The sequence below is a fragment of the Tabrizicola flagellatus genome (assembly GCF_046295235.1).
In the GTDB taxonomy this organism is placed as follows: domain Bacteria; phylum Pseudomonadota; class Alphaproteobacteria; order Rhodobacterales; family Rhodobacteraceae; genus Tabrizicola; species Tabrizicola flagellata_A.
The window spans coordinates 22,801-39,315 of record NZ_JBKBLV010000029.1; the positions used below are offsets into that span (position 1 = coordinate 22,801).

The window sequence follows — 16,515 nt, forward strand, 5'->3', positions numbered from 1 at the left end:
AAAGGGAGGAAGACATGAAACTGACGAAGACCGTAGCAATCCTGGCCGCCTCGGCCTCGGTTCTGGCGATGCCCGCCATGGCCCAGGACGCCAAGAAGATCGCCACCGTGGTCAAGATCGCCGGCATCCAGTGGTTCAACCGCATGGAGGAAGGCGTCAAGAAATTCGCGGCCGACACCGGCAACGATGCCTTCCAGGTCGGGCCGGCCCAGGCCGACCCGCAGCAGCAGGCCGCGCTGATCGAGGACATGATCGCGCAGGGCGTCAACGCTCTGGCCGTGGTGCCGATGAGCCCCGAGGCGCTGGAGCCCGTCCTGAAGCGCGCGATGGATGCCGGCATCACCGTGATCACCCACGAGGCCGCAAGCCAGCAGAACACCGCCTATGACCTCGAAGCCTTCGTGAACGAGGACTTCGGCGCCAACCTGATGGAACAGATGGCCAAGTGCATGGGCGGCGAGGGCGAATATGCGGTCTTCGTCGGCTCGCTGACCAGCCAGACCCACAACCAGTGGGTTGACGGCGCCATCGCCTACCAGAAGGCGAACTATCCGAAGATGACCCTTGTCGGCGACAAGAACGAGACCTTCGACGACCAGCAGAAGGCCTATGAGAAGGCCCAGGAAGTGCTGCGCGCCTATCCCAACATCAAGGGTCTGCAAGGCTCGGCCTCGACCGACGTGGCGGGCATCGGCCTGGCCATCGAGGAGCGCGGCCTCGCCGACAAGACCTGCGTCTTCGGAACCTCGCTGCCCTCGATCGCCGGTCAGTATCTGGAAACCGGCGCGGTGGACGGCATCGGCTTCTGGGATCCCTCGGTCGCGGGCTATGCCATGAACAAGCTGGCCGTGATGGTGATGAACGGCGAGACGGTGACCGACGGCATGGACCTCGGCCTGCCGGGCTATGAGAAGGTCAAGCTTGACGGCAAGGTCATCTACGGCCAGGCCTGGGTCAACGTGAACAAGGACAACATGGCCGACTATCCGTTCTGATCGGGCCGGAAATCCAGCGGGGGGCCGTGCGGCCCCCCGAACCCGATGGAAGGAAGGCCATGTCGGAACCGCTTGTCGCGCTGTCGGGCGTGACCAAGACCTATGCCGGGATCACCGCCCTGTCGGAGGTGGGTTTCACCATCGCCGCCGGCGAGGCGGTATGTCTGGCGGGCGAAAACGGGTCGGGCAAGTCGACCCTGATCAAGATCCTCGCCGGGGTGGAACGCCCCGACCGGGGGACTATTGCCTTTTCGGGGCAGGTCCAGGGGCCCCTGACGCCGCGCGCCTCGACCGAGGCCGGCATCAAGGTGATCTTCCAGGACTTCAGCCTGTTTCCGAACCTGACCGTGGCCGAGAACATCGCCTTCTCGGCCGAGCTGGGCGAAGGCGTGCGGCTGGTGCGCCGCGGCCGGATGCGCGAGCTGGCGCGGGCGACACTGGACCGGATCGGGGTGGACATCCCGCTGGACGCGGTGGTGGAAACCCTGTCGGTCGCGCACAAGCAGCTGGTGGCCATCGCGCGGGCGCTGGCGACCGAGGCCCGGCTCATCATCATGGACGAACCTACCACCGCCCTGACCGAACGCGAGGTGCGGGGGCTTCTGACCATCATCCGGCGGCTCAAGGCCGACGGGGTGGCGGTCCTTTTCGTCAGCCACAAGTTGGCCGAGGTCCTGGAGGTCTGCGAACAGGTCGTGGTCCTGCGCAACGGCGAGAAGGTCGCCGAAGGCCCGGCGCATGACTTCGACGCGGCCAGCCTGACGCGGCACATGACCGGCCGCGACGTGGCCGAGGAACCGCCCGCGCCGCTGCGCGCCGATGCGCCGGTCCTGCTGCGGGTAGAGGGCCTGTCCAAGGCTGGCGCCTTCGATGCCGTGGGTTTCGATCTGCGGGCGGGCGAGGTGCTGGGGGTTTCGGGCCTGCTCGGCTCGGGCCGGACGGCGCTGGCCAAGGCGCTCTTCGGTCTGGTCGCGCCAGAGGCGGGCCGGATCACGCTGGACGGCCGCGAGGTGCCGCGCGGTGACCCGATCGCCGCCGCGGCGGCCGGCATCGGCTATGTCCCCGAGGACCGGCTGACCGAGGGCCTGTTCCTGACGCAGAGCATCGTGCAGAACATAGCGATCGGCCGGCTGGACGCCCATGCCCGGGCGTGCGGGGTGCTGGACCTGCCCGGCCTTATGGGCGAGGCGCGCAACTGGCTGGTCCGGCTGAAGGTCAAGGCGCCCGATCCCGACGCCCCGGTTCGCTCGCTGTCGGGCGGGAACCAGCAGCGGGTGGTGCTGGCGCGCTGGATGGCGCGCAGCCCGCGCGTGCTGGTCCTGAATGGGCCGAGCGTGGGTGTCGATGTCGGCTCCAAGGCGGAGATTCACGGCATCATCGCCGAGCTTGCGGCACAGGGGCTGGGGGTCATCGTCATCTCGGACGACCTGCCCGAGCTTCTGGCCACCTGCCACCGCATCCTGGTGATGAAGGGCGGCCGCATGGTAGAGGACATTCCCGGCGGGAGCCTGGACGAGACCGAACTTGCGCACAGGCTGGCGTCATGAAGATCGACTGGACCCGCAACGAAACGCTTGTCGCGCTGGTCATCCTGGCCTTCTGCCTGCTGGCGGCGCTGTCCGACCCCGGCTTCCTGTCGATCGCCACCCTGACCGACCTTCTGCGCGGCGGGATCGTGCTGGGCATCTTCGCGGTGGCGGCGATGCTGGTGCTGATCTCGGGCGGGATCGACGTGAGCTTCACCGCCATCGCCGCCTTCACCATGTATGTCACCGCCATGGTGCTGAATGCGGCCCTGCCATGGCTGCCCTGGTGGGCGGCGCTGGGCTTCGGCATGGCGGTGGGCGCGGGCCTCGGCGCGATCAACGGCATCCTGATCGCGGGTTTCGGCCTGCCCACGCTGATCGTGACGCTGGGGACGCTGTCGATCTTCCGCGGCTTCATGCTGACCTTCATCGGGCAGAAGCAGATCACGACCCTTCCCCCCGGGATGCGGGAATTCGGCCGAATGATGCTGATACGGGGCGAGAACGCCGACGGGTCCTTCTACAACCTGCACGGCGCCTTCGTGGTGACGGTTCTGGTCATCGTCTTCACCTGGTTCCTGTTGCAGCGCACGATGCTCGGCCGGCAGATCTATGCCATCGGCGGATCGGTCGAAAGCGCGCGGCGCATCGGGATCAACGTGAAGGGCGTGCAGTTCTTCATCTATGTCTATGTGGGCATGCTGGCGGGGCTGGCCGGGGTGATCCATGCCAGCATGGCGCGCGTGGCCAACCCCTTCGACCTGGTGGGGCTGGAGCTTTCGGTGATTGCCGCCGTGGTGCTGGGCGGGGCGCGGCTTGCCGGCGGGCACGGCACGCTGACCGGGACAGTCCTTGGCGTGGCGCTGATCGTGCTGGTGCGCAACAGCCTCATCGTGCTGGGGATCCCGGCCACCTGGCAGTCGGTGACCATCGGCATCCTGATCCTTGTGGGAACGGGTCTGCCCGCCTGGCAGGCCAAGCGCGCCGCCGCGCGCGCGGCGTGAGAAAGGCTTGAAGATGCGCCATAACCTCGTGCAACGCCTGGTCGCCAGCCCCGAGGGGCGGCTTGCGGTCATCGCCGTGGCCGTCTTCCTGGCGATGGCGGTGCTGTCGCCCGACCGCTTTCTCAGCTGGCAGAACCTGACCTCGATGGCTTTCCAGTTCCCGGAATTCGCAATCCTCGCGCTGGCGATGACGCTGACCATGCTGACCGGGGGGATCGATCTGTCGGTGGTGGGGGTGGCCAACCTCTCGGCCATCGTCGCTGCGCTGATCATGACGCGGCTGACCGGATCGTCGGACGGCATGGTGGTGTTCCTGATCGCGCTTTGCGCCGCGCTTGGCGTGGGGATGGCGGCGGGGCTCTTCAACGGGCTTCTGGTGGCCAAGCTCGGGCTTCCGGCGATCCTGGCCACGCTTGGCTCGGGCCTGATCTTTACCGGCCTTGCCATCGCCCTGACCGGAGGCTCGGCGGTGATGGGACTGCCGGCCGCCGCCGCCTGGATCGGCAATGCGACGATCCTCGGTATCCCGACACCGCTGATCCTGTTCGCCCTCCTGGCGGGGGGCCTGTCGCTGATCCTGACCCGCACCGCCTTCGGGATGAGGGTCCGCATGTTTGGCGCCAACCCGCTGGCCGCGCGCTTCGCCGCCATGGACATAGACGCGATGCTGATCAAGGTCTATGTCGCCTCGGGCGCGCTGGCGGCCACCGCCGGCATGGTGGTGATGAGCCGGGCGAACTCGGCCAAGGCGGATTACGGGTCGAGCTACCTGCTCCTCGCCGTGCTGATCGCCATCCTGGGCGGGGTGAACCCCTATGGCGGCTATGGCCGGATCATCGGCGTCGTGCTGGCGGTCTTGTCGATGCAGTTCCTGTCCTCGGGGCTGAACATGGTCGGCGTGTCCAACTTCGCGCGCGAGCTGATCTGGGGCAGCCTGCTGATTTTCGTGATGATCGTGAACACCTGGCGGCCCGCAGGGCGCCGCCGCTGACCGGAGGCACAAGATGAAGAAGATCCTGAACAACCCCGCCGATTACGTCGACGAGATGCTGGAGGGCCTGACCGCCGCGCATCCCGAATTCTACCGCCTCGTGGGCGAGACGAAGCGCGCCGTGGCCCGCGCCACCCCCGGCAAGGCGGGCAAGGTCGGCATCGTCTCGGGCGGCGGGTCGGGGCACCTGCCGGTCTTTACCGGCTATGTCGGTCCCGGCCTTCTGGACGCCTGCGCCATCGGCGACGTGTTCGCCAGCCCCTCGGCCGAACAGATGGCCGACGCGATCCGCGCCGCCGATCAGGGCGCGGGGGTGCTGCGCCTGTACGGCAACTACGGCGGCGACATCATGAACTTCGACATGGCCGGCGACCTCGTGGACTTCGACGACATCCGCTGCACCACCGTCGTCCTTGCCGACGACGTGGCCAGCGCGCCGCCGGCCGAGGCGGCGAAGCGCCGGGGTGTCGCGGGCATGGTCTATGCCTTCAAGATCGCCGGCGCCGCGGCCGAGGCGGGCCACGACCTCGACGCCGTGACCCGCGTCGCGCAGAAGGCCGCCGATGCCTGCCGCTCGGTTGGCGCGGCGCTTTCCCCTTGCACGGTGCCGCAGGCGGGCAAGCCCACCTTCACCATCGGCGAGGACGAGATGGAGATGGGCATGGGCATCCATGGCGAGCCCGGCGTCTGGCGCGACAAGCTGCGCAGCGCCGATGCCATCGCGGGCGAGATGATGGACCGCCTTCTGGCCGACATGCCGCTGGGCAAAGGCGACCGGGTCTCGGTCATGGTCAACAGCCTGGGCGCCACGCCGCCGGAAGAGCTGTACATCCTTTACCGCACCGTCAAGGCGCGGATCGAAGGGGCAGGGGCCGCCATCGTCATGCCGCTGGTCGGCCGCTATGCCACCAGCATGGAGATGGCGGGCGTCTCCTTCACCCTATGCAAGCTGGACGACGAGCTGGAGGGTTTCCTCAAGGCCCCCTGCGACTGCGCCTTCTGGAGCGTGAAATGACCCTGACCGTGGCCGATCTGCGCGCGGCGATCGACCGGCTGGTCGATGCGATGGCGCGGGATTTCGACATGCTGAACAGCGCCGACGGGGCGCTTGGCGACGGCGATCTGGGGGTCACGCTGACGCGCGGTACGAAGGCGATGCAGGAGGCCGCGCCCGGCCTGCCCGACGACCTTGGCCAGGCGCTTCTGGCCTGCGCGCAGGCCTTCACGCGGACCTCGGGGTCGTCTTACGGCACGCTGATGGCAACCGGGCTGATGAGCATGGCCAAGGCGCTGAAGGGCCGGATGGGGGTGGAGGCGTCCGAGGTCTCGGCCCTGATCGCGGGCGCGCGCGATGCGATGCAGGCGCGCGGCAAGGCGGAATTGGGCGGCAAGACCGTGCTCGACAGCCTCGACGCGATGGCCGGGGCCACGGCGGGGCTGAGCGATCCGGCGGCGGTTGCCGCCGCGGCGGCAGATGCAGCGGCCCGGGCGCAGGCGGCGCTGAAGGACAAGCCCGCCACCGTGGGCCGGGCGCGCATCTTCGGGGAAAAGACCATCGGGATGGACGATCCGGGCATGATCGCCATGACCGCCATCGCCGCCGCCATCGCGGGGCGCTGAACAGCGGGGGGGCGGGATGATCCCGCCCCGTCCGGCTTACCAGGCGGGCGGCTCGTTGCCGTCGTGCAGCACCCAGTCGGCGGGCGAGAACCGCGCCCGGGCGAACTGGCCCTGATGCCAGTAGGGGTAGATCAGCGGCGGCTTCGAGACCTCGTTCATCCGAGCCAGGTCCGCGGCCGTCAGCTTCAGCGACACGGCGGCGAGGCTATCGCGGAACTGCGCCTCGGTCCGGCCGCCGACGATCAGGCTGGCCACGGTGGGCCGGGTCAGAAGCCAGGCCAGCGCCACCTGCGCGGCCGATACGCCATGCGCCTGCCCCACATCGACCAGCACCTCGACGATGTCCCAGAGCCGTTCGACATCGCGGATCGGCGGTTCGGTCCAGCCGGCGGCCTGCCGGCTGTCCTCGGGCACCGGCCGGCCGCGCCGGTGCTTGCCGGTCAGAAGTCCGCCCGCCAAGGGTGACCAGACCATCGTCCCCAGCCCCTGATCCAGGCCCAGCGGCAGAAGCTCGTATTCCGCCTCGCGCGCCTCGATCGTGTAGTGGATCTGCTGGGTCACGAACCGGGCGCGGCGGTCGCGGTCCGAGGCCATCAGCGACTTGGCGATGTGCCAGCCGGAATAGTTGGAACATCCCGCATAGCGGATCTTGCCGTCCTGGATCAGCCGGTCGAGCGCCGCCATCTTTTCCTCGACCGGGGTGGTGCCGTCCCATTCGTGGATGAAGTAGATGTCGATGTGGTCGGTCCGCAGCCGTTTCAGGCTTTTCTCGCATTCGCGGATCAGGTGGTGGCGGCTGGTGCCCTCGTCGTTCGGCCCCTCGCCCACGCGCATCCGCGCCTTGGAGGTGACCAGCACCCGGTCGCGGCGGCCGTCCAGCACCTCGCCCAGGATCTCTTCCGCCACGCCCATCGAATACATGTTGGCGCAGTCGAAGGTGTTGACCCCGTGATCGAGGCAGAGGTCCACCAGCCGCCGGGCGTCCTCGACCCCCTGGTTGCCGACGCGGCCGAAGGGGCCAACGCCCCCGAAGGTAAAGGTGCCCATGGCGATGGCCGAAACCTTCAGGCCGGACCGGCCAAGCGTGCGATACTCCATGATCTCTCCTCCGTTCTCTGCCAGAGTGGGGCAGCGCCGGGCCAATGGCAAGTCAGCCCGCAGCCTCCAGCGCGCGGCGCATGGCCGCCACCGCCTCGTCGATCCGGTCGGGGTCCTTCAGGAGGCTCCCGCCCAGCAGATAGACCACGTCCTGCCCGTACATCGCCTGCATCTCGGCGGCGCGCGCCACGCTCATGCCGCCGCCGGGGCTGGGAAGCATGGGGGCGCCGGCGCCGTCCGGGGTGCGGCAGGCATCGGCGATCTGGCGGCATTCGTCGGCGGTAAAGCCGAAGCGTCCGCCCACGTTCGGAAAGACCGAGATGTCCGAGCCAGCCAGCCGCTGGATCGTGCCGAACAGGACGCCATGGTCGATCCCGTTGTCGGAAGCCAGCACATAGGGGCCGAGGAAGGCGGGATGCGTCATCACCGGCAGGTCAAGCACGGCGTCGCGGGCGATCCGGTGCACGAGGCCAAAGCCGAACAGCCCCGGCATCACCAGCACGCCATCCGCCCCGGCCTCTTTCAGGAAGCGCAGGTTGTCCTCGATGTCCTCCGGCCGGCCCGAGAGATTGGGGAAGTAGAGCGTCTGCCGCCCGGTTTCGGCACGGGCCTTGCGCATGGCGTCGCAGACGGCCTCGACCCGCGCGCGGAACGGGGCGGTGGGCTGGCCGGCGAGACCGTGGTCTTCCTTCACGATGTCGGCCCCGCCCCGGACGCAGCCCGCCGCCAGCCTTGCGAAATCGGCCGGTGCAAGGCCCATCGGCTTCAGCACCGGGGCGATCATGCCGCCGCTTGCCCGCCCGCAGCGGGCGCGGATCCCGGCGATGCCGAAGCGGGGGCCGGGCATGCGGGCCGCCATCTCGGCCCCGATCTCGATGCCGGTCACGCGGATGCCCTGCTGGATCGAGGAATTGCCGAAGACCACGTTCAGGAACTGGGTGAACTCCTCGCCCGCGCTGTCGGGGGAATAGCTGACGGTCGTTTGCCAGACGCCCTCGGCCAAGGGGCCGATCTCCTCGACCCGGCCGAGGATCTCGTCCTCGACATAACCCGCGGGCACCACGTCGCGCGGGATCTCGACGGTCTGCTCCAGCGCGATGCCGTGCGCGCGCGCCGTGGCCTCGTCGCGCGAGGCGGCGCGCAGCCGGTAGGTGACGGTGAAGCGCGCCATTCAGAGCGCCTCGGCCTTGACGGCGGAATGGACGGCCTCGATCCGAACGGCCTCGAGCGCGCTTTCGTCGATGCCGGTGGTCTGGCCGGTCAGCCGCTCGATCGCGCGCACCAGCGCCAGCGCGTCCATCCCGTAGTGGCGCATCAGATAGGGGCGCGAGCCGCCATGGGCATAGGTGTCCTGCAACCCCAGCCGGACCAGGCGGCGGGCCAGGCCGGCCTCGGCCAGGGCCTCGGCCACCATCGAGCCGATGCCGCCCGCGACCAGGTGGTTTTCCAGCGTGACGACGCCATAGCGCGCGCTGGCGGCATGATCGACGATCTGCGCCGCATCGAAGGGCTTCAGCGTGTTCAAGTGCAGATGCCGCACCGAGACCCCCGCGCGGGCCAGCGCGCCCCGGGCGCGGATCGCCTCTTCCGTGGTGATGCCGGCGGTGACGACCAGAACGTCGTCGCCTTCCGACAGCACCCGCATCCGCCCGATCCGCAAGGGCGTATCGAAAAGCCGCGGGACCGAGCCCCGCAGGATGCGGCAATAGACCGGGCCGTCGACCGTATCGGCCTCGGCGACGATGCTTTCGACCTCGGTCGCGTCGCCGGCTTCCAGCACGGTCATGTTCGGGATCGTGCGCATGACCGAGATGTCCTCGATCGCCTGATGCGTCATGCCGCCGGGCGTGGTGACGCCGGGCAGGAAGCCCATCAGCCGCACCTTGCGGCGCGGATAGGCGACGCTAGCCATCAGCTGGTCATAGGGCCGGCGGTAGAGGAAGACGCCGAAGGAATGCAGGAAGGGCCGGAACCCGGCCAGGCCCAGGCCGCCCGCGAAGGACAGCATGTTCTGTTCGGCCATGCCGAGCGACAGGAACTGATCCGGATGGCGGTCGCGGAAGCCGTCGATTTCGCAGCTCGACGTCAGGTCGGCCGACAGGCACAGGACCTCGGGGTGCTGCACCGCATAGGCCTCGAAGGCGGCAGCATAGGGGCGGTTGACCATGTCCATCAGTGCGTCTCCAGCGCGACGGGGGGAACGCCCAGTTCGGCCGCAATCTCGGCGTTCATCCGGGCGCGTTCCTCCTCGGACTTGAAGCGGACGTAGTGCAGGCGGGGAAAGCGGGACATCAGGCTTTCCATGCCTTGCGTGGGGCGGGAATGGGCGAGCACTATCAGCGGGCGACCGGGATGGGGCGTCGCGGCGGCGGCGCGCATCGCGGCAAGGTCATGGGCGTCGCATTCGGCCACCACGGCGCCGAAATCGCGGAACTTTGTGGCGATGTCGCCCACCGTCATCACGTCATCCATCGCGCCGTCACATTGCTGGCGGTTCACGTCCATGATCGCCCAGAGATTGTCGATCCCGTGATGGGCGGCGGCCTGCACGGCCTCCCAGGTCTGGCCCTCCTGCACCTCGCCGTCCGACATGAAGACGCAGACCCGGCCGGTATGGCCCAGCCGCTTGCGCCCGAAGGCAAGGCCCGCGGCGGTGGAGAGCCCGATGCCGAGGGTGCCATTGTGCACCTCCATCCCCGGCGAGTGTTCTGCCCCGATCATTTCGACCGAGGAGCCGTCCTTGTTGAACATCTCCAGCCCTTCGGGTGCCATGCGGCCGACCTCGATCAGGCAGGCATAGGCGACAAGGGCATAATGCGCGGGCGCGATGAACAGCCGGTCGTGCACGGCGTCGAAGGGGCCGTTGTAGCCCGCGCCGGTGACGTAGCCGGGGTTGGAGGCCGAGGGCACGCCCGAGAAGGGCGGCGGCACCAGCGGCATGGTGGAGGGACCAAGGTTCAGCGCCTCGTTGTAAAGGAAGGCCAGCTGCTCGGCGGCAGAGCAGGCCTGGCTCAGATAGCCCCCGTTGTTCCGGATGGTGTGTTCGAAGACCCGGGCGCGGATGCCGCGCGCGACCTCTTCGGTGGTCTTTTCGTTGCGCAAGGGGTGTCTCCTGAGCGGTCGGGACGGGCGGGCCGCTACGGGCCCGCCCGCGGGGCGCTTCAGCGCGGCGGCAGTTTCATCCAGGGCGTCATCGCCACATCGGCATGGGCGAAGGCGGGCAGCTTGGCGCCCAGCTCCTCCATGTTCTTGATGTCGAGATCGTTCAGCATCTTCTGGGTGATCAGCGTCGGCGGCACGATGACCTGCGCGCCGGGATCCTCGCCCGCCAGAAGCATCGCCAGGGCACGAACCGACACTTCGCCCACCACGGCGGGGTTCGTGGCGGCGGTGGCCTTCCAGGACGACCCGGGCTCGCGCATCAGCGCGATGTCGGCGGTCGAGATGTCGGCGGAATAGATCGAGACCTGGCCCGACATGCCCGCCTCGTCCACGGCGATCTTCACGCCCTTGGCGAATTCGTCATAGGGGGCGAACATCACCTGGATGTTGGGGTTGGCCGACAGGACCGAGCGCGCCTGGTTCGCGACCGAGTTGGCGATCGGGTTGTCCAGCGTGCCGAACATCGCAACCTCGTTGATGCCAGGGTTGTCGGCCTTGACCTTCTTCCAGGTCTCGTCGCGGCGATCCAGCGGCGCGATGCCGGGGACGTAGACGTAGCCGGCGACCCAGGAATTGCCATTGTCGGCAATCGCCGCTTCCAGCGCGAGCCGCGCGAGGTCGCGGTCGGACTGTTCGATCTGCGGGATCGCGGGGTTCTCCACGTTCACGTCGAAGGCCACGACCTTGATGCCAGCGTCCACGGCGCGCTGGGCGGCCTCCTTCATCGATTCGGTCAAGCCGTGCTGGATGATGATGCCATCGACGCCCAGCGCGATCGCCTGGTCCACCATGTCGGCCTGAAGGGCCGCGTCCTGCCGGCTGTCAAAGACCTGCAGGTTCACGCCGAGCGCTGCGGCCTGCTTTTCCACGCCCGACAGGTAGGCCTGGAAGAAGTCGCCGGTGGACAGATAGCGCACGAGCGCGATGTTCACCTCGCCCGGCTTGTCGAAGGGCGCGGGCGCGTCCTGCGCCAGCGCCAGGGTGGGGGCCAGCGCCACGCTGGTCAAAAGGGCTGCGAATGTCCGTCTGGAGATCATTGGTTCCTCCCGTTTCTCCGTTTGCAGTCTGGATCCGGCGGCCCGCGTCTTCGGGCGGTGTCGGCCGGCAGGCTCAGCGCCGCGCCCGGCCGACGCGGCCGGACAGGGCAAAGGTGAAGACCAGCGCCACGACCAGCACGGCGCCCTTGATGAAATCCTGCGTGTAATAGGGCGCGTTCAGCATGGTCAGGCCCTGCAGCAGGATCCCCACGAACAGGGCACCTATCGCGGTGCCGAAGGCGTTCGGCTTCGCCGCCCCCAGAACGGCGAAGCCGATGAGCGCGGCGGCGACCGAGTCGAGCAGCAGGTTGTTGCCCGAGGCCACGTCGCCCCGCCCGAGCCGGGCCGCCAGCAGGATCCCGCCGAGCGATGCCATGACGCCCGAGATCACATAGGCCAGCACCCGGTAGCCCGCGCCATTGATCCCCGCCAGCGCTGCGGCTTGCGCGTTCGACCCGATCGCATACATCACCCGGCCGTGCCGCGTGAGTTCCAGGAAGCCCCAGGTCAGCACCGCCACCACGATCAGCACCACCACCGACAAGGGCACCAGGTCGGGCAGGATGAAGTCGATCCGGTGGCGGCCGAGCATCAGGAATTCGGGTGCGAAGGTGCCGGTGGCGGTGCGGCCGTCGGCCAGCACCATGCCGGTCGAGATCGAGTTGCCCTCGGTCGGGATGCGCTGAAGCCCGACGAGGAGGAACATCATCCCCAGCGTCGCCAGAAGGTCGGGCACGCGCATCTTCACGATCAGGAAGCCGTTGATCAGCCCGACCGCCGCCCCCATGGCCAGGCACAGGACAACCGCGGTGACCGCGCCCATTTCCCAGACCACCATGACATAGGCCGACAGCATCATGGCCGAGGTCGCCACCGCGCCGATCGACAGGTCGAACCCGTCCACCACCAGCGTCGCGGTGACGCCGAGGGCCAGGATGCCGGTAATGGCCACCGATTGCAGGATGAAGACCGCGCTCTGCGGCGACAGGAACGCGGGCTTAAGCACCGAAAAGACGACGATCAGTCCGGCCATGAGCACGAGAAAGCCGTAGCGGATGACCAGATCGGAAAAGGTGGGGGATTTCATGCCGGTTCTTTCGTTCGTTCTGCGGCGCCGGAGACCTCGGCCATCAGGCGGGCAAGGTCGATGTTCTCGTTCTTGTGGTCACCGACCAGGGTGTGCTCGCTCATCACCAGGATGCGGTCGGCCACCTCCAGCGCCTCGTCGATCTCGGCGCAGAGCACCAGGGTCGCGCGGTCGGCGGCACTATCGCGGATGCGCCGGCCGATGTCGCGGCGGGCCTTGATGTCCACGCCCTGGAAGGGTTCGTCCAGGATCAGGAGCCGGCTCGCCTCGGCCATCCAGCGGCCGACGACGACCTTCTGCTGGTTGCCACCCGACAGCGTCAGGATCCCGTCGCGCGGGCCCTGGCAGACGACGCCCATATCAGCAATGGACCGCAGCGCCGCCGCCCGTTCGGCGGCCCGGCGCATCAGCCCCAGAGGGCCGGCGTGGCGTGCGGTGAAGGGCAGGGTCAGGTTCTGCTGGATGTCGAAGCCGGGGACGACCGCGTTGATCAGCCGGTCCTTCGCGGCAAGGAACACCCCTGCCGCCACTGCCTGTCCCGGGTTCGCGGGCCGGTAGGGCCGGCCTTCCAGCCGCAACTCGCCCCCGCTTGGCGCGCCGAGCCCGAACAGCACTCCGGCCAGCGCCGATTTGCCCGAGCCGACCAGCCCGGTGATCGCCACAACCTCGTTGCGGTGCAGCGTCAGGTCGAAGGGCCTCGCCTCGGGCTTCAGCCGCAGGCCGCGCGCCTCCAGCACGGCCGGCCCCTTCGGCGGAATGGCGATGTCCACCTCGGTGATCTCATGGCCCAGCATCGCGCGGACGGCGCCCGAATAATCCAGTTCCGCCCCCTCGAAGAGACCCGAGATCTGGCCGTCGCGCATCGACACGATCCGGTCGGCCAGACGGCGGATGTCCGACATCCGGTGCGAGATGTAGAGGATCGCCACCCCATCGGCCTTGAGACGGTCGATCAGCGCAAAAAGCCGCTGCGCCTCGGCCAGCGACAGCGACGAGGTCGGTTCGTCCAGGATCAGGAGCCGCGGCCGGTGCGCCATGGCACGGGCGATGGCGACAAGCTGGCGGTCGGCCAGCGTCAGCCCCGCGACCGGGCGCGACACGTCCATCTCCAGCCCCACTGCGGCGGCGATGCGCCGCGCCTCCTCGCGCATTTTCCTGCGGTTCAGGAACAGCCCGCCGCCCTCGGCCAGGGAATCGAGCAGGAGGTTCGAGGCCACGTCGAGATCCGGCACCACCCCGTCGTTGATGTTCTGGTGCACCGTCACCACGCCCGACCGCAGCGCGGCAGCGGGACCTGCCGGGGCGAAGGGGCGGCCGTCCAGCCGGACCTCGCCCGCGTCGGCAGCATGGACGCCGCAGAGCACCTTGACCAGCGTGGACTTGCCCGCGCCATTGGCCCCCATCAGTACCGTGACCTTGGCCGCGGGCAGGTCCAGATCCACCCCGCGCAGCACCGCGTTGCGGCCGAAAGCCTTGGTCAGCCCACGAATGGTGATGGCCTCTGACGTCATCGGACTCCCCCTCCGGCCTTCACGCTACCCTCGGATCGTCATTTGTCAATACCATTTGACATATGCCGGAGTTTTGGAAATCCTGCAGGGAGGGAGGCCGGAAAGGGAGGGAAACCGCATGACCGGGCAAGGCTATGTCGCGCTGACGCCGGACAGTCTGCCGGGCCGCCTCGGCGCGCTGTCGGTGCTGCGCGACCGGGTGGGGCCGGCGGAAGGCTGGCAGGTGCGCGAGGTGGGAGATGGCAACCTGAACCTCGTCTTCATCATCACCGGCAGCGCGGGTCAGGCCGTGGTCAAGCAGGCGCTGCCCTATGTGCGGCTGGTCGGCGAAAGCTGGCCTCTGCCGCTGAAGCGGTCGTTCTTCGAATACAACGCCCTGATCCGGCAGGAGGCGCGCGATCCCGGTTCGGTGCCGGCGGTCTGGCATTTCGACGAGGCGCAGGCCATCGTGGTGATGGAGTTCCTCACGCCGCATGTCATCCTGCGCCAGGCGCTGATCGAGGGACGCCAGGTCGAGGGGCTGGGCCGGCGCCTTGGCGAGTTCTGCGCGCGCACGCTGTTCCGCGGATCGGACCTTGCGATGCCGGCGGCCGAGCGCAAGGCGGACCTTGCGCTGTTCGCGGGCAATGTCGAACTTTGCGACATCACGGAAAACCTGGTGTTCTCGGACCCCTATTTCGCGGCGCCGATGAACCGGCACACGCCGGGGCTTGACGGCATCGTGGCGCGGCTGCGGTCCGACCTGTCGCTGAAGGTGGCCGCGCAGCATCTGAAGATGGCCTTCACTGCCCGTGCCGAGACCATGCTGCACGGCGATCTGCACACCGGATCGATCATGGTGACGGATACCGAGACCCGGGTGATCGACCCGGAATTCGCCACCTACGGGCCGATGGGTTTTGACGTGGGCATGCTGATCGCCAACTTCCTGATGGCGCATTTCAGCCAGCCGGGGCATGAGACCGCGCCGGGCGCGCGCGCGGGGCAGCAGGAGTGGCTTCTGTCGGTGGTCGAGACGATCTGGCGCAGCTTCGTGGCCGAGTTCAGCCATCTCTGGCGGACCGAACGGCGCGGCATTCTCTATCAGGCGAGCCTCTACGAGGATCAGGGCGACGGCCTTGCCGCCGAACAGGCGCTGGCCGATCTGGTCGGGCGGATCTGGGTCGATACCCTGGGCTTCTGCGGGGTCGAGATGCACCGCCGGATCCTGGGCCTTGCCCACAACGCCGATTTCGAGCGGATCGCCGACGAAGGCCTGCGCGCCGCCTGCGAGGCGCGGGCGCTGGCCATGGGCCGGCAGCTGATGCTGGGGGCGGGCGCGATCCGGGGAATCGGGGCGGTCACGGCCATGGCGCGGCGGATGAACAAGGAGGATCACCTGTGAAGATCAACGGCACGCCCTATCGCACCATCTGGCAGGATGCCGATGGCACCGTGCAGGTCATCGATCAGCGCTGGCTGCCGCACGAGCTGCGCATCGTGCCCCTGCGCGACCGGGCGGAATTCGCCACGGCGATCCGCGACATGTGGGTGCGCGGCGCGCCGCTGATCGGGGCCACCGCCGCCTGGGGCATGGCGGTGCAGATGGCCGAGGATCCCTCGGATGCCTCGCTGGCCGAGACCTGGGAGGTGTTGCATGAAACGCGGCCCACCGCGATCAACCTGCGCTGGGCGCTGGACGAGATGCGCCGCCTGCTGGCCCCCCTGCCGCCTGCCGAACGCGCCCGCGCCGCGGCAGTCCGGGCGGCGGAAATCTGCGACGAGGATGTGGAGATCAACCGCCGCATCGGCCTTCACGGGCTGGAGATCATCCGTGCGATCGCCGCGCGCAAGGGCGGCAAGCCGGTGAACATCCTGACACACTGCAACGCGGGCTGGCTGGCCACGGTGGACTGGGGTACCGCCACCAGCCCGATCTACCATGCCGATGCCGAGGGCATCCCGGTCCACGTCTTCGTGGACGAGACCCGCCCCCGCAACCAGGGCGCCCAGCTGACCGCCTGGGAACTGAACAGCCACGGCATCAGCCACGACCTGATCGTGGACAATGCCGGCGGCCATCTGATGCAGCATGGCGAGGTGGACATGGTCATCGTCGGCACCGACCGCACCACCGCGCGCGGCGACGTGTGCAACAAGATCGGCACCTACCTGAAGGCCTTGGCCGCGCGGGCGAACGGCGTGCCCTTCTATGTCGCGCTGCCCTCGCCCACCATCGACTGGCGGGTGCACAACGGGTTGCGGGAAATTCCGATCGAGGAACGCGGCGCGGGCGAGGTGACCATGGTCCAGGGCCGCGGCCCGGACGGGCGGATCGTGCATGTCCAGATCTCGCCCGACGGCACCGGGGCCCGCAACCCCGCCTTCGACGTGACCCCGGCCGAACTGGTCACGGGGCTTCTGACCGAGCGCGGTCTGTGCCCCGCGACCGAGGAGGGCATGGCCGCCATGTTCGGCGACCTGAAGGCCGCAGTGTCGGGGTAG

14 protein-coding genes and 2 pseudogenes are annotated in these 16,515 nt (G+C 68.6%); 8 read left to right on the top strand and 8 right to left on the bottom strand.

Annotation, left to right across the window (positions count from 1 at the left end; all coding sequences use genetic code 11):
• Positions 1-14 precede the first annotated feature (14 nt).
• Positions 15-995, top strand: a complete 981-nt coding sequence (locus ACK4IU_RS13270; protein WP_409735959.1) for an autoinducer 2 ABC transporter substrate-binding protein — start codon at positions 15-17, stop codon at positions 993-995.
• Between the two features lie 59 nt (positions 996-1,054).
• Positions 1,055-2,311: pseudogene (locus ACK4IU_RS13275) on the top strand (sugar ABC transporter ATP-binding protein); the annotation flags it as partial.
• 39 nt (positions 2,312-2,350) lie between these two features.
• Here ACK4IU_RS13275 and ACK4IU_RS13280 read toward each other — a convergent pair.
• Positions 2,351-2,527 (bottom strand): annotated as a pseudogene (locus ACK4IU_RS13280) (hypothetical protein); the annotation flags it as partial.
• Between the two features lie 11 nt (positions 2,528-2,538).
• Between ACK4IU_RS13280 and ACK4IU_RS13285 the strand changes: the two are divergent.
• The 4 genes from ACK4IU_RS13285 to ACK4IU_RS13300 are packed head-to-tail and all read left to right on the top strand — an operon-like array spanning position 2,539 to position 6,136.
• Positions 2,539-3,525: an ABC transporter permease gene (locus ACK4IU_RS13285; RefSeq protein WP_409735962.1), complete on the top strand. Its 987-nt coding sequence runs from the start codon at positions 2,539-2,541 to the stop codon at positions 3,523-3,525.
• A gap of 13 nt (positions 3,526-3,538) precedes the next feature.
• Positions 3,539-4,516: an ABC transporter permease gene (locus ACK4IU_RS13290; RefSeq protein WP_409735964.1), complete on the top strand. Its 978-nt coding sequence runs from the start codon at positions 3,539-3,541 to the stop codon at positions 4,514-4,516.
• A 13-nt stretch (positions 4,517-4,529) separates the two neighbouring features.
• Positions 4,530-5,531: a dihydroxyacetone kinase subunit DhaK gene (locus ACK4IU_RS13295; protein ID WP_409735966.1), complete on the top strand. Its 1,002-nt coding sequence runs from the start codon at positions 4,530-4,532 to the stop codon at positions 5,529-5,531.
• Positions 5,528-6,136, top strand: a complete 609-nt coding sequence (locus tag ACK4IU_RS13300) for a dihydroxyacetone kinase subunit L (RefSeq protein ID WP_409735968.1) — start codon at positions 5,528-5,530, stop codon at positions 6,134-6,136. The genes ACK4IU_RS13295 and ACK4IU_RS13300 overlap by 4 nt, the downstream gene beginning before the upstream one ends.
• A gap of 36 nt (positions 6,137-6,172) precedes the next feature.
• On the opposite strand, the gene ACK4IU_RS13305 is transcribed toward ACK4IU_RS13300, so the two are convergent.
• The 7 genes from ACK4IU_RS13305 to ACK4IU_RS13335 all read right to left on the bottom strand — a co-directional run bounded on the left by ACK4IU_RS13305 (position 6,173) and on the right by ACK4IU_RS13335 (position 14,031).
• Positions 6,173-7,234: an aldo/keto reductase gene (locus ACK4IU_RS13305; protein WP_409735970.1), complete on the bottom strand. Its 1,062-nt coding sequence runs from the start codon at positions 7,232-7,234 to the stop codon at positions 6,173-6,175.
• 52 nt (positions 7,235-7,286) lie between these two features.
• A complete protein-coding gene (locus ACK4IU_RS13310; protein WP_409735973.1) occupies positions 7,287-8,405 on the bottom strand; it encodes a RuBisCO large subunit C-terminal-like domain-containing protein in 1,119 nt (372 codons plus the stop codon).
• Positions 8,406-9,407 carry a transketolase family protein gene (locus tag ACK4IU_RS13315; protein ID WP_409735975.1) on the bottom strand — a complete coding sequence of 334 codons (1,002 nt, stop codon included), beginning with the start codon at positions 9,405-9,407 and terminating at the stop codon, positions 8,406-8,408.
• Positions 9,407-10,336 carry a transketolase gene (locus tag ACK4IU_RS13320; protein ID WP_409735977.1) on the bottom strand — a complete coding sequence of 310 codons (930 nt, stop codon included), beginning with the start codon at positions 10,334-10,336 and terminating at the stop codon, positions 9,407-9,409. Before ACK4IU_RS13320 ends, ACK4IU_RS13315 begins: the two co-directional genes overlap by 1 nt.
• A gap of 59 nt (positions 10,337-10,395) precedes the next feature.
• A complete protein-coding gene (locus ACK4IU_RS13325) occupies positions 10,396-11,433 on the bottom strand; it encodes a substrate-binding domain-containing protein (protein WP_409735979.1) in 1,038 nt (345 codons plus the stop codon).
• Between the two features lie 73 nt (positions 11,434-11,506).
• Positions 11,507-12,520, bottom strand: a complete 1,014-nt coding sequence (locus tag ACK4IU_RS13330) for an ABC transporter permease (protein WP_409735982.1) — start codon at positions 12,518-12,520, stop codon at positions 11,507-11,509.
• Positions 12,517-14,031, bottom strand: a complete 1,515-nt coding sequence (locus tag ACK4IU_RS13335; RefSeq protein ID WP_409735984.1) for a sugar ABC transporter ATP-binding protein — start codon at positions 14,029-14,031, stop codon at positions 12,517-12,519. Before ACK4IU_RS13335 ends, ACK4IU_RS13330 begins: the two co-directional genes overlap by 4 nt.
• A 118-nt stretch (positions 14,032-14,149) precedes the next feature.
• Between ACK4IU_RS13335 and mtnK the strand changes: the two genes are divergently transcribed.
• Both mtnK and mtnA read left to right on the top strand, forming a co-directional pair.
• A complete protein-coding gene (mtnK, locus tag ACK4IU_RS13340) occupies positions 14,150-15,415 on the top strand; it encodes an S-methyl-5-thioribose kinase (RefSeq protein WP_409735986.1) in 1,266 nt (421 codons plus the stop codon).
• A complete protein-coding gene (mtnA, locus tag ACK4IU_RS13345; RefSeq protein ID WP_409735988.1) occupies positions 15,412-16,515 on the top strand; it encodes an S-methyl-5-thioribose-1-phosphate isomerase in 1,104 nt (367 codons plus the stop codon). The genes mtnK and mtnA overlap by 4 nt, the downstream gene beginning before the upstream one ends.

Bases quoted from the DNA above. Each gene is read 5' to 3' on its own strand.
- mtnK (WP_409735986.1), top strand. From the start codon at position 14,150: ATGACCGGGCAAGGCTATGTCGCGCTGACGCCGGACAGTCTGCCGGGC.
- ACK4IU_RS13335 (WP_409735984.1), bottom strand. From the start codon at position 14,031: ATGACGTCAGAGGCCATCACCATTCGTGGGCTGACCAAGGCTTTCGGC.
- ACK4IU_RS13310 (WP_409735973.1), bottom strand. From the start codon at position 8,405: ATGGCGCGCTTCACCGTCACCTACCGGCTGCGCGCCGCCTCGCGCGAC.
- ACK4IU_RS13330 (WP_409735982.1), bottom strand. From the start codon at position 12,520: ATGAAATCCCCCACCTTTTCCGATCTGGTCATCCGCTACGGCTTTCTC.
- ACK4IU_RS13270 (WP_409735959.1), top strand. From the start codon at position 15: ATGAAACTGACGAAGACCGTAGCAATCCTGGCCGCCTCGGCCTCGGTT.
- ACK4IU_RS13305 (WP_409735970.1), bottom strand. From the start codon at position 7,234: ATGGAGTATCGCACGCTTGGCCGGTCCGGCCTGAAGGTTTCGGCCATC.
- ACK4IU_RS13315 (WP_409735975.1), bottom strand. From the start codon at position 9,407: ATGGACATGGTCAACCGCCCCTATGCTGCCGCCTTCGAGGCCTATGCG.
- ACK4IU_RS13285 (WP_409735962.1), top strand. From the start codon at position 2,539: ATGAAGATCGACTGGACCCGCAACGAAACGCTTGTCGCGCTGGTCATC.
- ACK4IU_RS13290 (WP_409735964.1), top strand. From the start codon at position 3,539: ATGCGCCATAACCTCGTGCAACGCCTGGTCGCCAGCCCCGAGGGGCGG.
- ACK4IU_RS13300 (WP_409735968.1), top strand. From the start codon at position 5,528: ATGACCCTGACCGTGGCCGATCTGCGCGCGGCGATCGACCGGCTGGTC.
- ACK4IU_RS13325 (WP_409735979.1), bottom strand. From the start codon at position 11,433: ATGATCTCCAGACGGACATTCGCAGCCCTTTTGACCAGCGTGGCGCTG.
- ACK4IU_RS13295 (WP_409735966.1), top strand. From the start codon at position 4,530: ATGAAGAAGATCCTGAACAACCCCGCCGATTACGTCGACGAGATGCTG.